Here is a 16,022-nt window from a genome sequence, read left to right on the forward strand (position 1 = left end):
GGTTTTTTACAAAATTAATGTAATCAAAAATTGAAATTTAATATCCAAATTTAGTTTTGTTATTTTTTTATTTTTTTATCAACAGTTTTCAACAGTTTATTCCTATTTTTAAATAAAAAACTTATTTACATTTTGAATCCTTTTTTAGTTATCAACATAAGTGAATAATTGAATGTAATGTATTGTTTTTAAAATAATTATAAATAATAACATTGTTAATAACATCTTGATAAACTAAATGTTTCGTAAATTCAAAACTTTTGATATAAAAGTTATACTAACAATTAACAAGCCATAATAAGCACCATTTTTTATTTTAAAATTTAAAAAATCTTTTTTATTATTTAATTAATGTTGAAAACCTTTTACGTTAAAAAAATTTAAAATTTTGATTAGAATGTATTTCATAAATATTAAAACAATTATCTTTACTGAAATTTTAAGACATCGAATAGTCTTTTAAATAAAATAATGAAGTAATTGTACCAATGACAAGAAAGAAAAAAAAGATAGGCAATAAAGACAGCCATTTTGCCGATAAAATATTAAAAATTTTAGCAAAAGAAGCTAATAAAACTTTTGATTACAAACAGTTGGCCCTCAAACTCAAATTAGATGATACGCAAGGTAGGAATCAAATTATAAAAGATTTGAAAATATTAGCTTCGCAAAAAATAATTATCGAATCTGAACCTGGTAAATATTTGATTAAAGCTGAAAGCGAAGATTATTATGAAGGTGTTATTGACATGACAGGCAGAAAAACTGCTTATTTTGTTTGTCCTGATTTAGATGATGATGTTTTTATTCAAAATAATAATTTGAATCATGCTTTAGACAAAGATACGGTAAAAGTATATGTTTATAACCGTAGAAAAGGCAAAAAACCCGAAGGCGAAGTAGTTGAAGTGATAGAAAGACACAAATCGGAGTTTGTAGGAGTGATTGAAATTCAAAAAAATTTTGCTTTTGTTACTACTGCCAACCCTAAAATGTACACTGATATTTTTATTCCAAAGGATAAAATTGGCGATGCTACTCACGGCGATGTTGTTTTAGTACATATTGAAGATTGGCCAAAACGAGCCGATAGCCCTTTTGGTGCGGTTATTAAAGTACTTGGTAAACCTGGCGAACACAATACAGAAATTCATGCCATTTTAGCGGAATATGGTTTGCCTTCTGAATTTGATTTGGATGTAACACTATTTGCACAAAAAATTGATACTTCTATACAAGAATCTGAAATTGCTAATAGAAGAGATATGCGAGATACGCTTACTTTTACTATCGATCCAAAAGATGCTAAAGATTTTGACGATGCCTTGTCTTATAAGGTTTTAGATAATGGTAATTTTGAAATTGGCATTCATATTGCAGATGTTTCTTATTATTTGAAAGAAAATACGATACTTGACGATGAAGCTTATCAACGAGCCACATCTGTTTATTTGGTGGATAGGGTAGTACCCATGTTGCCCGAAGTTTTAAGTAATTTTGCTTGCTCTCTTCGACCAAATGAAGAAAAATATACTTTTTCTGCTGTGTTTGAAATCAATTCAAAAGCTCAAGTGGTTTCAGAATGGTTTGGGAGAACTGTTATTTATTCTAATCAACGATTTGCTTATGAAGAAGCACAGTATTTAATTGAAAATCAATCAGATACTATAATACCTTCTGCTATTTCTATAACAGGAACGGCTTATGAAGTAGCACAACCCGTTATAGATGCTGTTTTGAAATTGGATACTTTGGCCAAAATTTTACGAAAAAAACGCATGGCCGATGGTGCTATTTCTTTTGATAAAGTCGAAGTTAAATTCCATTTGTCAGAAGACGGCAATCCTGATGGGGTTTATTTTAAAATTTCCAAAGATGCCAACCATTTGATAGAAGAATTTATGCTTTTGGCCAATAGAAAAGTTGCTGAATTTATTGGAAAACAAAAGAAAACTTTTATTTATCGTATTCATGATGAACCAAACGAAGACAAACTTTTTGCGATGCAAGATTTAATTTCTAAATTTGGTTATAAAGTCAATTTCAAAAAAGGCGATGTTTCTAAAGCTTTAAATCAATTGATGCAAGATGTTCATGGCTCAAAAGAACAAAACTTGATAGATACTTTAGCCATTCGTTCTATGAGCAAGGCCAAATATACTACTCAAAATATTGGTCATTATGGGTTAGCATTTGATTATTACAGTCATTTTACATCACCTATAAGACGTTATCCCGATGTTATGGTACATAGATTGCTTCAATTCTATTTGGACGGCGGAAAATCTGTTGATGAGGACGAATATGAAACCAAGTGTTTGCATTGTTCTAATATGGAAAGTTTAGCTACTAATGCCGAAAGAGATAGCATCAAATATATGCAAGTTAAATACATGCAAGATCATAAAGATCAAGAATTTTTAGGCGTTATTTCAGGAGTTACAGAATTTGGAATTTATGTAGAAATTGTCGAAAATAAATGCGAAGGCATGGTTAGAACCCGAGACATCAAAGAGGATTATTATACTTTTGATGAAAAACAATATGCCCTTGTTGGGGCTTCTACAAAAGCTTTGTTACAATTAGGCGATCAAATTTTCGTTAAAGTTAAAAATGCAGATTTAATTAAAAAACAATTGGATTTTACGTTTATCAAACGTTTTGAATAAAAAACATTATTTTATTGAATTATGAAAAAAATATTTATTTTATTGCTTTTATCTCAATCTTTATCAAGTCAGATAACCAAAAACATGGGCGATTTTAATCAATTGAAGGTTTTTGATCAATTGAATGTACAACTTATTCCATCTGATGAAAATGTTATTGAAATTCAAGGCGATAGGGCAGAGGAGGTACAATTGGTAAACAACAATGGCGAACTTAAATTGCGAATGGGTTTCAAAAAGTTGTTAAAAGGCGAGGACATCACTATTAAATTGTATTTTAAAAACCTACAATACATTGATGCTTCAGAAGGTTCTTATATCATTTGTGATGAACCAATAAAACAAACCATGTTGGATTTGAATACCAAAGAAGGTGGTGAAATAATTATGATTTTAGATGTGGAACGAGCCAAAGTTAGAGCTGTTTCAGGAGGCAAAATATCTATTTCTGGTACATCCAGTGTATTAGATGCTACTATTGGAACAGGTGGTATTTTAGATGCTCAAAAGTTTGAAACTACTCAAACCGCAGTTTCTATTACTACAGGTGGCGAAGCAGCTGTTTTTGCAACAGATGTTGTAGATGCAAAGGTGAGGGCAGGAGGCACTATTACTATTTTTGGTAATCCTAAACAAGTCAATCAGAAAACGATTCTTGGCGGCAAAATTATTCAATCAAATCGATAATTTCGAGTAATTTATATTAATTCTATTATATTTGTCAGTATAAATTTTTTTTCATGATTCAAGATATTTTACTTGGTATTCCTTTAGGGTTTTTATTGGCTTTTATGATAGGCCCTGTTTTTTTTATTGTTTTAGAAACATCTGCTCTAAAAGGATTTCGTGCTGCCATGATTTTTGATTTAGGTGTAGTTTCTGCAGATATTTTTTTTATTGCTATAGCTTATTTTAGTAGTTATAGGTTAATAAATAATATCAAGGACGAACCTGCTCTCTATATTTTTGGTGGTTTAATTATGATTACTTATGGCATCATTTCTTATTTAAAATTAAAAAAAGCCGATCCAGAAGAAGTTGTTGATACGGAACTAATCAAAAAAAATTATCTTAATTTATTTATTAAAGGATTTATTCTCAATTTTATAAATGTGGGAGTGCTTGGCTTTTGGTTATTGGTTTTTATTACATTTGGTCCACAATTAGAACTCAAATCTTCTCGATTGTTTTTGTTTTTTAGTTCAGTTATTATAAGTTATTTATTAGTAGATGTACTAAAAATAGTTTTGGCAAAAAAGTTAAAAAACAAAATGACTGTAAAAAATGTATTATTAATCAAAAAAATTACTAGTTTTATATTAATTATTTTTGGCATTACAATCATGCTACAAGGCTGGTTTCCAAGTGATCAGAAATTAGTTAAAAATGCTTTAGAAAAAATTGAACCAAAGTAGATAATTTTATTTTTTTAATTCAAAATAAATAGTACATTTGCAGTCTATTATTTCAAGGCGTCGTGGCCGAGCGGCTAGGCTGGGCTCTGCAAAAGCTCCTACTCCGGTTCGAATCCGGACGATGCCTCTAAAAACCTCTCTTTTTGGGAGGTTTTTTTTATACTCTATATTCTTCCATTACAATGGTTACAGCTGCCACATCGCCACCAATTGGTGGATTCAATTTGGATACTGCTACTTTTACTCTTGATACAGCTGCCGATTCCTCAAAAATTCTCTTGATAATTCTATGTGCCACATGTTCTAATAATGCTGCTCTAATTGCCATTTCTTCTACTACAATTTGGTTTAATAATACATAATCAACTGTATCAGACAATAAATCACTTTCTGCAGAAATACGTAAATCTGTTTTTATTTCTAAATCTATTTTATAATTTGATCCTATTTTAGATTCTTCAATTAAACATCCATGATATGAAAAAGTTCTTATATTTTCTAATTTTATTATACCCATTTTTTATTTTTATTAACTTTGTTTTTATTGTTGATAATTTCACGTGATGACATGCATACTTTTTAATTTCCTTTTTCATTTACATAAAAAAATGAATAAAATATAAAATTTTTAAAGCTACAATTTTTCATAATCTTCTGATTTTTTTTTAAAATTGTTTATTCACTAATTCTTGTTCTCTTAAATCTACTTCCTATTAGCTTTTTTTTATTTAAGATAATTCTTGTATATTATATAATAATGTTTTAAATAGTCATCAATTTCATCTGTAATTGTTCTGTTATTTATCTCGTAGTTATTACTTATTAATTATTGATAATTAGTTGTCTTTACAAATTTACAAATATTTTCATTATCATTCTGTTATCCTCTTTACTTCTATCCTTTTTTTTTATCTTTGCTAAAATAATTATTATTTATGTCAGTAGAATCAAAATCTCTTCATTTTATAGAACAAATTATCGAGGACAACCTTCAAAATGGTTTTTCTCAAAATCAGTTACGTTTTAGATTTCCACCAGAACCTAATGGTTATCTTCATATTGGACATGCTAAATCAATTTGTTTGAACTTCGGTTTAGGCATCAAATACCAGGCTCCAGTCAATTTACGTTTTGATGATACCAACCCAGCAAAAGAAGAACAAGAATATGTAGATGCCATCAAAAAAGATTTGCAATGGCTTGGTTTTCAATGGGATAAAGAGTGTTATGCTTCTGATTATTTCCAACAATTATATGATTGGGCTGTTTTATTAATTCAAAAAGGTAAAGCATATATCGATTCACAATCTGCTGAAGAGATTGCCTCTCAAAAAGGAACTCCAACCCAACCTGGCACCGATAGTCCTTTCCGTAATCGATCAGTCGATGACAATTTGACTTTATTTGAAGCCATGAAAAGAGGAGATTTCCCCGAAGGCAGTCATGTTTTACGTGCAAAAATCGATATGTCATCTTCCAATATGCTCATGCGTGATCCTTTGATGTACAGAATTTTACACAGACACCATCACCGAACAGCAGATGAATGGAAAATTTATCCTATGTACGATTTTGCTCATGGTCAATCGGATTATATAGAGCAAATTTCACATTCTATTTGTACTTTAGAGTTTGTTATGCATAGGGAGTTGTATAATTGGTTTTTAGATCAAATTTATGACAATACTTTAGTACATCCTAATCAGTATGAGTTTGCACGTTTGAATTTGAACTATACTGTAATGAGTAAACGTAAATTATTACAATTAGTTCAAGATCAAATTGTTACAGGTTGGGACGATCCACGTATGCCTACTATTTCTGGTTTGCGTCGTCGTGGTTATACTGCAGCTGCTATTCGTAATTTTTGTGATAAAATTGGTGTTGCAAAACGTGAAAATATTATAGATATTTCCTTATTAGATTTTTGTTTACGTGAGGATTTGAATAAAACAGCCCCTCGTGTGATGGCTGTTTTAGATCCTATAAAAGTCATTATTACTAATTATCCAGATGACCATGTCGAATGGCTTGATGCCGAAAATAACCCTGAAGATGTTACTGCAGGTTCTAGAACTTTACCTTTTTCTAAAGAGATTTTTATTGAAAGAGAAGATTTTTTAGAAGTTGCCCCACCTAAATTTTTCAGATTAAGTTTAACTACCGAAGTGCGTTTGAAAAATGCTTATATTATTAAAGCTCAATCTGTTAGTAAAGATGAACATGGTAAAATTACTACTATTTTTGCTACTTATGACAATGATTCTTTAAGTGGTAGCGGTTCTGAAGCTAGTAAACGAAAAGTAGCAGGAACTTTGCATTGGGTTTCTGTTGCTCACGCTATAGAGTCTGAAGTTCGTTTATATGATCGTTTATTTTTAGACGAAGCTCCTGATAGTCATAAAGAAAAAAATTTCTTATCTTTTATTAATCAAAAATCTTTACAAACAGTTACTGCTTTTGTAGAACCTAGTTTACAAAATGTAGAGGCGGGACAACATTTTCAATTTCAACGTTTAGGGTATTTTGTTGTAGATACTTATGTAACTACCTCTAAATTAGTATTTAACAAAACTGTCGGGCTCAAAGATTCTTGGGAAGAAAAAGGTAAATTGGATGCTAATTTATTGATGAATACTCAAAAAGAAATTAATAAGTATGTTAAAGAACAAAATCATATTCATGCACAAATTATTTTAGATATTATCATTAAAAATATTCAAAGTATTGAGAATTTTTCTCTTTTGCATCAAAATATTATCAAAAATATAAAAAATGATAACAATGCTTTGTTATTTTCAAATTTAATATTTTTACATTCTAATGTACTTACTATTTCTGATTTTGAAAATGATCAAATTGATAAATTAATTTCGATGTCTTTAAAATCTAATATATATGTTGTTCGTTTGTATGCTTTAAAAGTTTTATCAAAATTTGCTTTAATTTTCAAATATCAAAATGAAATTAATCAATTGGCCTCTATCGAAAAAAATGATATTGTTTTGAATTTTATTCATGATATAAAAATCTAATTATAGTTATTATTTTTATAAATAATAACTATAATTAATTATTACTATTATTTTTATAATTATTATAAATTTCATTTATATAAAACAACACTATTATTTCAATTTTAATCTATTTATTTTTTTTAGTGTTATATTTTATTGTTTTTTATAAATTAGTGGCTTAAATTAACTAAAATGAAAAGAGACTCTTTTGAGTCTCTTTTTTTTAAGTAAATATTCATTTTTTTTTTATTATTTTTTATTATATAGTTTTAATATTTTATCATTAATTTTTATAATAAATATTATATATTGTAATTTAGTTTTTTATCAATATAATTTATAAATATTCATGCATTTTAATTACTTTTAAAGCCTTTTTAATTTTTAATTGAAATAGTTTACCTTTTAATTTTTTAAATGTCTTGAATGCAACTTATTTAATTTTAATTTTCTAAATTTAATAATTTTCTTAATATATTTAAATTTTTAAAGTATTTATAGCTAATTCAATTCTTCGGATTGTTTCCTCTTTTCCAATTATAGCTGCAATATCAAAAAGATGTATTCCTTTCAAATCTCCAACCAAACACAAGCGAAATGGTTGCATAATTTTTCCCATTCCTATTTCATTGCTTGTCATCCAGTTTTTTATTTTAGTTTCTATTGCTACCGATTCAAAAATTTCAATTTTATTTAATTCATTTATCAAATCCACCATCAATTTTGATGTATCAGCTTTCCAATTTTTCAAAGCCTTTTCTTGGTAATGTTTTGGAGCTTCAAAAAAATAATCTGTCAAAGCTTCAAAATCTTTTACAAAATAAGCTCGCTCTTTAGTTAATGAAATTATTTTTATTAATTTTTCATTTTCAATACTGATATTTTTTGTTGCTAGGGTAGGGGCAAACCATTTTGCTAAATCTTCCTCTTTTTGTTTTTGAAGGTATTGATGATTGAACCATTTGTTTTTTTCTGGATCAAATTTGGCTCCCGATTTATGAATTCTTTTCAAATCAAAATTAGCAGCTAATTCCTCCAATGTAAAAAGCTCCTTTTCTGTACCATCATTCCAACCTAGTAATGCCAAAAAGTTGATTACTGCTTCAGGAAAATATCCGTTTTCTTTATAACCACTCGAAATTCCTTCTGCTGTTTTCCATTCTAACGGAAATACTGGAAACCCCATTTTATCGCCATCTCTTTTGGATAATTTTCCATTTCCAATAGGTTTTAAAATTAATGGTAAATGTGCAAATTGTGGTGCATCCCATCCAAAAGCTTCATATAACATAACGTGTAAAGGCATAGATGGCAACCATTCTTCTCCTCTTATCACGTGAGTTGTTTCCATTAAATGATCGTCAACTATATTTGCCAAATGGTACGTAGGCATTCCATCACTTTTGTATAACACTTTATCATCCAATAAGTTAGAATCAAATTTTACTGATCCTCTAATCATATCTTCTAATACTAATACTTTATTTGAAGGTGTTTTAAAACGTATTACATAAGGAGTACCTTTTTCAATTCTCAATTGAACTGTTTCTTTTGATAATTGTAACGAGTTATCTAATTGTGCTCTATTTTCTTGATTATATATAAAAGTTTTGCCTGCTGTTTCATATTCCTTTCTGTACTTTTCTAAATCTTCAGTAGTGTCAAATGCGTAATAGGCAGCACCATTATCTATTAAAATTTGAATATATTTTTCATAAATTGCCTTTCTTTCTGATTGTTTATAAGGTCCAAATTTTTCATTTTTACCTATTGTTTCATCTGGAGCAATGCCTAACCATTCCAATGCTTCAAAAATATATTGTTCTGCTCCAGGTACAAATCTGTTTTGGTCTGTATCTTCTATTCTTATATAAAAGACTCCATTATTTTTTTTAGCAAATAAATAATTAAATAAGGCAGTTCTTACGCCTCCAATATGCAAAGGCCCTGTTGGACTTGGTGCAAATCGCACTCGTACTTGTTTTGACATTTCTTTTTTTTTCTTTGCAAATATACAATTCCTTTTCATTGTTAATATTTTAAATAATATTATTATTTTTACTTTATAATTATTACTTTTATCGGTTATTATAAACATGTTATTTTGGAAAATAATGTTCAATTAATTTACGATAAATTAGAACTTTTTATTAAAAAATTCTATACTAATGAATTGCTACGAGGCAGTATTTTTTTCGTAGGAATAGGGCTTTTATATTTTTTATTTACATTGATAATCGAATCTTTTTTTTGGTTATCCCCTTTTTTTCGTGCTATTTTATTTTGGTTATTCCTTTTTGTCGAACTTTTTTTGTTGCTTCGATTTATATTTTTCCCTTTATTTAAGCTATTCAAACTTCAAAAAGGTATTGATTATATAGCTGCTTCTTCCATTATTGGCACTCATTTTACCGATGTCGATGATAAATTATTGAATTTTTTACAACTCTCTCAAGATACTACACAATCTGATTTATTGTTAGCTGCAATACATCAACGTGCCCTTTCACTTAAACCTTTTAATTTTTCTAATGCTATTCATTTTTCTAAAAATAAAAAGTTCATTCCTTTAGCTTTATTACCTATTTTACTTTTTATTTTCTTTTATATAAGTGGACACGGTGTTTTATTAACACAAAGTTTCAACAGGGTAGTGCATTTCAATACCCCTTTTTCGCCACCAGCACCTTATCAATTTATTATTCAAAATGCTTCTTTACAAACCCAACAGCACGAGAATTTTACTTTAAAAGTTAAAACTACGGGTTCTGTTATACCAGATAATATTAGTATTTTAATTGAAAATGAAGCTTATTTTTTAGAAAAATCGAATCAAAATGAATTTTATTTTACATTTGAACATCCTTCTAAATCTCTTTCATTTCAATTGAGTTCTAACCAAGTTCTTTCTCCTTTATTTCATTTAGAAGTATTTACGGTACCTACTATTTCTAATTTTAATATGTTTGTACAGTTTCCTGCTTATTTGAATAAGAAACCGCAATCAATATCTGGTACAGGTAATGCCATCATTCCTGAAGGGGCTACTATTACTTGGACTTTACAAACATTAGCTACACAGCACATTACTTGGTTTGATGGTGTATATAATAGCCCTTTTTTACATGAAAATAATTCATTTAAATTAAGTAAAATTATTACTCAAAATACAGATTATCAGATATTTACATCGAATAACAAACTTAAAAATTTTGAAAAATTAAGTTATCAAATTGCGGTAATACAAGACCAATTTCCAACAATAAATGCCTCACAAGTTCCTGATTCATTACAGATCAATAAACCTTATGTAGTTGGTCAAATTGCAGATGATTATGGTTTATCAAAACTACAAATTGTATATTATCCCATTGGTCAAAATCAAAAGGCTACACGTGGAACAATGGCCATACAAAACAAGCTTGTTGATCAATTTGTATTTGCTTTTCCAAGTAATCTTCCTGTTCAAGCTGGTATTACGTATGAATATTATTTTGAAGTTTTTGACAATGATGCACCACATCATTTCAAATCTACAAAGTCTGATGTTTTTTCAAATACCATCCATACTGCATCTGAATTGAAAGTCCAACAATTACAACAACAAAACAATACTATTAACAGTATTTCAAAATCTTTACTTTCACAAAACAAACAACTTTCTGAACTAGATAAAATTCAAAAATTGAACAAAGAAAAGGATATTCTTGATTTTAAAGACAAACAAAAGATTGATAATTTTATTAAAAATCAACTCAAACAAGATGAAATGATGCATGATTTTACTGAAAAATTGAAATCTAATTTACAACAAAATCAGGATGCTAAACAAGATAAAATTAAAGATGAATTATTAAAACGCTTGGATAATTCCCAAAAAGACGTTGATAAAAACAAACAACTTTTAGAGGAATTAAAACAACTTAATAATAAATTAGAACAAGAGGATTTGCTTCAAAAATTAGATCAATTTAAACAGAATGCAAAAAACCAAGCAAAAACTTTAGAGCAATTGGTAGCTTTAACCAAGAAGTTTTATGTTGAAAAAAAGGCAGAACAAATTGCGGATCAATTGAACGATTTGTCTAATAAGCAAGATAAATTAGCACAAGATGATAAACAAAATGCTGCTGATAAACAAGAGGCTATCAATAAAGATTTTGATAAAATTAAAAACGATTTAGATCAATTAGATAAGGAAAACCAACAATTAAAATCGCCACTTGATCTTCCAAATCAAGAGGAGGAACAACAAAGTGTGTCTGATGATTTACAAAAAGCTAAAGAAGCATTGCAAAAAAACAGTAAAGAGAAGGCCAAACCCAAACAAAAAGATGCTGCAAAGAAAATGAAAGAGATGAGTCAAAAAATGTCTCAACAAATGGATGCTGGCGAACAAGAACAATTGGAAGAAGATATTAAAATCTTAAGACAAATTTTGGATAATCTTCAAACATTTTCATTTGCTCAAGAAGAGGTTATGAAAGATTTTCGTGGATTGAAATCAAATGCTATTGCTTTTAATAAAAATTTAAAACTACAACAAAACCTAAAAATTCAATTTAAACATATAGATGATAGCTTGTTTGCTTTCTCTTTAAGAAATGCTCGACTTACTGAAAAAGTTACAAAAGAAGTTGGTAATATAGCTTATTCTCTGGATAAGTCAATAACACATTTAGTAGAAGCACAGGTTTATCAAGCTGTTTCAGACCAGCATTATACCATTTCAAGTGCCAATATTCTTGCCAATATGTTGGCCTCTATGTTAAATAATATGCAAATGGATATGAATGGGGCTGGAAAAGGCTCCTCTAAATCTGGTAAAGGGTCTAGTTCTGGTATGCAATTGCCAGACATTATTAAGAAACAAGAACAAATTGGCGATAAGATAAAAAAACAGCAAAGCAAGGGCAAGCAACCTGGTGGCGAAACTGGATCAAAACCTGGTAATGGTGCTCAAGGTCAATCAGGTTCTGAAGGTCAGAAAGGTGAAGGATCTTCTGGAAAGAACGGAAATAACAATGATAGTAAAGGTAGTTCACAAAATGGATCCAATGGTGAATCTGACGCTGAAGCGATTATGCAAATTTATAAAGAACAGCAACTTTTACGTGATGCTTTACAGCAACAATTGGATAAAAATGGTGTAGGAGGTAGTGGTCAAAATGCTATCAATCAAATGAAAGATATCGAAAAACAAATATTAAATAAAGGTTTTAAAAATAATATACTTGAATCTATTAAAAATATAAAGCAAGAACTTTTAAAATTAGATAAAGCCATTCAAGAACAAGGTGAAGAGGAACAGCGACAATCCCAAACTAATACAAAACCGTTTGTTCCAAATCAAACACCTTTACCAATTCAAGTGCAACAATACATCAAAAGTATTGAATTATTAACACGTCAAAACATACCCTTTCAAACAGAGTTTCATCAAAGGGTACAATACTATTTTAAACCATAAATTATGATTGAATTTAATTACGAAACCGATTTTTCACTAGAGAATGAAACAGCTATTTCTCAATGGATCACACAAGTTATTGAATCAGAAAATAAAACTTTAGGAGAAATAAACTTTATTTTTTGCGTTGATGAATATCTTTTAGACATCAATAGAACACATTTACAACACGATTATTATACTGATATTATTAGTTTTGATTATACGTTTGGTAACGAAATTGCTGGTGATTTTTTTATAAGTATTGATAGGGTTCGTGAAAATGCTTTGGAATATCTGGAAACTTTAGCTAACGAATTGAATCGTGTTATGGTTCATGGTATTTTACATTGTTGTGGCTATAATGATAAATCTCCCGAAGACGAAGTTATCATGCGTTCAAAAGAAGACGAAAAACTTGCATTGTTTCACGTGGAACAATAGTTTCTTTGTTTATATAATATGTTCCACGTGGAACAAATAAGTGTTTACTAAAAAATTAATAATACTGTTCCACGTGGAACAATTAATATATAAAAAATGTTTCAAGAAGTTTACGATGTTATTGTAGTAGGTGGTGGACATGCGGGCTGTGAAGCCGCTGCAGCGGCTGCAAATTTAGGTTCCAAAACCCTATTGATTACGATGAGTTTACAAAATATTGCTCAAATGTCCTGTAATCCTGCTATGGGTGGTATTGCAAAAGGTCAAATTGTTCGTGAAATAGATGCACTAGGTGGTTACTCTGGTATTGTGTCTGACTTGACTGCTATCCAATTCAAAATGTTGAATAAATCTAAAGGACCAGCCATGTGGTCTCCTCGTGTTCAATCTGACCGAATGAGGTTTGCAGAAGAATGGCGTTTCATGCTCGAAAGAACTCCTAATCTTGATTTTTATCAAGATATGGCAACAGGTTTGGTTTTTGAAAATGGTACTGTAGTGGGTGTACAATCTTCTTTAGGGTCTATAATTAAAACCAAATCGGTTGTACTTACTAATGGTACTTTTTTAAATGGTTTAATACATATTGGCGAAAAACAATTTGGTGGGGGTAGGGCAGGAGAACGGGCTGCTTTTGGTATTACGGAAGATTTAGTAAAAGTTGGTTTCCAATCTGGTAGAATGAAAACGGGTACTCCTCCTCGAGTAGATGGTCGATCTTTGGATTATTCCAAAATGAACGAAGAAAAAGGGGATGCTATTCCTGATAAATTTTCCTATTCTAATCTAACCAAACCGCTTGCTATTCAAAAATCGTGTTACATGACTTATACTTCAAACGAGGTACATGATATTTTACGTGAAGGTTTTGATAGATCGCCAATGTTTAACGGAAGTATTAAAAGTCTTGGCCCCAGATATTGTCCTTCTATCGAAGATAAAATCAATCGTTTTGCAGACAAAGAAAGGCATCAATTATTTGTCGAACCCGAAGGATGGCATACTGTCGAAGTTTATGTGAATGGTTTTTCTACATCTTTACCCGAAGATATTCAATTTAAAGCCCTACGTTCTGTTGTTGGTTTTGAAAAAGTTAAATTTTTTCGCCCTGGATATGCTATTGAATATGATTATTTTCCACCCACACAACTCAAACATACACTAGAAACCAAATTAATTTCTGGTTTGTTTTTTGCTGGTCAAATCAATGGTACTACGGGTTATGAAGAAGCCGCTTCTCAAGGTTTGATGGCCGGAATTAATGCCGCTCTCAAAGTACAAAATAGAGATCCTTTTATCCTGAAAAGAGATGAAGCTTATATTGGGGTTCTTATAGACGATTTAATTACAAAAGGCACTGAAGAGCCTTATCGTATGTTTACTTCTCGTGCCGAATATAGAACATTGCTTCGTCAAGATAATGCAGATTTTCGTTTGACTCCAAAAGGGCATGCTATTGGTTTGGCATCTGATGAAAGAATGAAACGAATGGAATACAAATTTCTTGAATCTGAAAAAATGGTTCAATTTTTTAAAGAGACCTCTGTTACGGTTGCTGAAATTAATCCTATTTTAGAAGCTAAAGCTTCTGCTACTATTTCTCAAAGTGATAAATTATTTAAAATATTTTCACGCCCCCAAATGGAATTATCCGATATGCAACAATTATCCAAAGTACAATCGTATATTGAAACACATCAATTGGATACAGAAATTTTAGAACAAGCAGCCATTCAAGTCAAATACTCTGGCTATATTGAAAAAGAACGAAACAATGCTGATAAATTGACAAGGTTAGAAGATTTAAAAATTCCTGAACATTTTGATTATGACAAAATCAAATCGCTTTCTATCGAAGCCCGACAAAAATTAAACAAAATCAAACCTGTAACGGTTTCTCAAGCTTCTCGAATTAGTGGTGTTTCACCTAGTGATATTTCCGTTTTATTAATTCATATTGGAAGATAATAATGATTTAATATATAATGTTCCACGTGAAACTATACCGTGAAGCCTTGTATTGACTAGCTTTTTATAAAATAACAGAATATATAATACATAAAAAACATAATAATGGACATTTCAAAACACAAACATTTTTTAACAACTAAGGATTATTCGGTATCTCAAGAAACTTTTGAATTGTATCATGATCAAATGTTAGATATGCTGATTACATATCCTCAACCTGAATTAGATGTTTTGGATAAATACTACGAAAGCGAAGACTATATCTCTCATACCGATGCTAAAAGATCTTTGTTTGAAAAAGCATATCATGTTGTAAAAGGTATTGCTCTCAAAAACAAACTCTCTATCATTAATAATAATCAAAAACAAAAAGGAATGATTCTCGATATTGGTGCTGGAACTGGCGATTTTTTATTTGTTGCTCAACAAAATGGCTGGAAAACAGTAGGAGTAGAGCCAAACGAAAAAGCCAAAACAATAGCAAAAGCAAAAGGAGTACCTTTTGTTGATACTACCAATGAATTATCATCAGCATCTTTTGATGTAATTACGATGTGGCACGTGTTAGAACACGTGCCTGATTTGGAAAAACAAATTGTGGAACTCAAAAGATTACTCAAACCTACAGGTACATTGATTATTGCTGTGCCCAATTTTAAATCGTATGATGCCTATTATTACAAACAATTTTGGGCTGCTTTTGATGTTCCTATTCATTTTTGGCATTTTTCAAAAACGGCAATTCAAAAAATATTTTCTAAATACGATTTCAAATTACAATCTGTTTTACCAATGAAGTTTGATGCTTTTTATGTAGCCCTACTTTCTGAAAAATACCAATCTGGAAAAATGAATTTTATCAAAGCTTCCTGGATTGGTTTGAAATCCAATTGGAAAGCAAAATCCTCTGGAGAATATTCTTCTCATATTTATATTTTAAATAAAATTTAAAATAATACCAAATATATTTATAAAATAGACCAAAGATGCGTAGTTATTTTTTAGAAAAAATTTTCAAAAAAAATCGATGCATAGCTGGGCTACGGAACTAATTTTT

General features: G+C 29.7%; 10 protein-coding genes and 1 tRNA gene. 9 read left to right on the top strand and 2 right to left on the bottom strand.

What is annotated here, in order from left to right:
* Nucleotides 1-488 precede the first annotated feature (488 nt).
* From rnr to FBFL15_RS16255, 4 genes are all read left to right on the top strand, one after another.
* Nucleotides 489-2,669: a ribonuclease R gene (rnr, locus tag FBFL15_RS00030; protein WP_014082640.1), complete on the top strand. Its 2,181-nt coding sequence runs from the start codon at nucleotides 489-491 to the stop codon at nucleotides 2,667-2,669.
* 21 nt (nucleotides 2,670-2,690) lie between these two features.
* Nucleotides 2,691-3,356 carry a head GIN domain-containing protein gene (locus FBFL15_RS00035; RefSeq protein ID WP_014082641.1) on the top strand — a complete coding sequence of 222 codons (666 nt, stop codon included), beginning with the start codon at nucleotides 2,691-2,693 and terminating at the stop codon, nucleotides 3,354-3,356.
* Between the two features lie 53 nt (nucleotides 3,357-3,409).
* Nucleotides 3,410-4,084, top strand: coding sequence for a LysE family translocator (locus FBFL15_RS00040; protein WP_014082642.1), 675 nt, complete (start codon nucleotides 3,410-3,412; stop codon nucleotides 4,082-4,084).
* A 56-nt stretch (nucleotides 4,085-4,140) separates the two neighbouring features.
* Nucleotides 4,141-4,211: transfer RNA gene (locus tag FBFL15_RS16255), tRNA-Cys, on the top strand.
* 30 nt (nucleotides 4,212-4,241) lie between these two features.
* Here FBFL15_RS16255 and folB read toward each other — a convergent pair.
* Nucleotides 4,242-4,601: a dihydroneopterin aldolase gene (folB, locus tag FBFL15_RS00045; RefSeq protein WP_014082643.1), complete on the bottom strand. Its 360-nt coding sequence runs from the start codon at nucleotides 4,599-4,601 to the stop codon at nucleotides 4,242-4,244.
* A gap of 418 nt (nucleotides 4,602-5,019) precedes the next feature.
* On the opposite strand from folB, the gene FBFL15_RS00050 reads away from it, so the two are divergent.
* Nucleotides 5,020-7,119, top strand: coding sequence for a glutamine--tRNA ligase/YqeY domain fusion protein (locus tag FBFL15_RS00050; protein WP_014082644.1), 2,100 nt, complete (start codon nucleotides 5,020-5,022; stop codon nucleotides 7,117-7,119).
* Nucleotides 7,120-7,579: 460 nt separating this feature from the next.
* On the opposite strand, the gene gltX is transcribed toward FBFL15_RS00050, so the two are convergent.
* The gene (gltX, locus tag FBFL15_RS00055) at nucleotides 7,580-9,091 is read right to left on the bottom strand and encodes a glutamate--tRNA ligase (RefSeq protein ID WP_014082645.1); all 1,512 of its coding nucleotides are present in this window, start codon (nucleotides 9,089-9,091) and stop codon (nucleotides 7,580-7,582) included.
* A 324-nt stretch (nucleotides 9,092-9,415) separates the two neighbouring features.
* Here gltX and FBFL15_RS00060 point away from each other — a divergent pair, with 324 nt between their 5' ends.
* From FBFL15_RS00060 to FBFL15_RS00075, 4 genes are all read left to right on the top strand, one after another.
* The gene (locus tag FBFL15_RS00060) at nucleotides 9,416-12,571 is read left to right on the top strand and encodes a hypothetical protein (RefSeq protein ID WP_338030117.1); all 3,156 of its coding nucleotides are present in this window, start codon (nucleotides 9,416-9,418) and stop codon (nucleotides 12,569-12,571) included.
* Between the two features lie 3 nt (nucleotides 12,572-12,574).
* Complete coding sequence (ybeY, locus tag FBFL15_RS00065) at nucleotides 12,575-12,994, top strand: rRNA maturation RNase YbeY (RefSeq protein ID WP_014082647.1); 420 nt, start codon at nucleotides 12,575-12,577, stop codon at nucleotides 12,992-12,994.
* A 96-nt stretch (nucleotides 12,995-13,090) separates the two neighbouring features.
* Nucleotides 13,091-14,962, top strand: a complete 1,872-nt coding sequence (gene mnmG / locus FBFL15_RS00070) for a tRNA uridine-5-carboxymethylaminomethyl(34) synthesis enzyme MnmG (RefSeq protein ID WP_014082648.1) — start codon at nucleotides 13,091-13,093, stop codon at nucleotides 14,960-14,962.
* A 105-nt stretch (nucleotides 14,963-15,067) separates the two neighbouring features.
* Nucleotides 15,068-15,916 carry a class I SAM-dependent methyltransferase gene (locus FBFL15_RS00075; RefSeq protein WP_014082649.1) on the top strand — a complete coding sequence of 283 codons (849 nt, stop codon included), beginning with the start codon at nucleotides 15,068-15,070 and terminating at the stop codon, nucleotides 15,914-15,916.
* Nucleotides 15,917-16,022: the final 106 nt, after the last annotated feature.

The organism is Flavobacterium branchiophilum FL-15 (assembly GCF_000253275.1).
Classification (GTDB): Bacteria; Bacteroidota; Bacteroidia; order Flavobacteriales; family Flavobacteriaceae; genus Flavobacterium; species Flavobacterium branchiophilum.

What these genes read in the sequence shown, in the direction of transcription:
- rnr (WP_014082640.1), top strand. Translation starts at nt 489, where the DNA reads ATGACAAGAAAGAAAAAAAAGATAGGCAATAAAGACAGCCATTTTGCC.
- FBFL15_RS00035 (WP_014082641.1), top strand. Translation starts at nt 2,691, where the DNA reads ATGAAAAAAATATTTATTTTATTGCTTTTATCTCAATCTTTATCAAGT.
- FBFL15_RS00040 (WP_014082642.1), top strand. Translation starts at nt 3,410, where the DNA reads ATGATTCAAGATATTTTACTTGGTATTCCTTTAGGGTTTTTATTGGCT.
- folB (WP_014082643.1), bottom strand. Translation starts at nt 4,601, where the DNA reads ATGGGTATAATAAAATTAGAAAATATAAGAACTTTTTCATATCATGGA.
- FBFL15_RS00050 (WP_014082644.1), top strand. Translation starts at nt 5,020, where the DNA reads ATGTCAGTAGAATCAAAATCTCTTCATTTTATAGAACAAATTATCGAG.
- gltX (WP_014082645.1), bottom strand. Translation starts at nt 9,091, where the DNA reads ATGTCAAAACAAGTACGAGTGCGATTTGCACCAAGTCCAACAGGGCCT.
- ybeY (WP_014082647.1), top strand. Translation starts at nt 12,575, where the DNA reads ATGATTGAATTTAATTACGAAACCGATTTTTCACTAGAGAATGAAACA.
- mnmG (WP_014082648.1), top strand. Translation starts at nt 13,091, where the DNA reads ATGTTTCAAGAAGTTTACGATGTTATTGTAGTAGGTGGTGGACATGCG.
- FBFL15_RS00075 (WP_014082649.1), top strand. Translation starts at nt 15,068, where the DNA reads ATGGACATTTCAAAACACAAACATTTTTTAACAACTAAGGATTATTCG.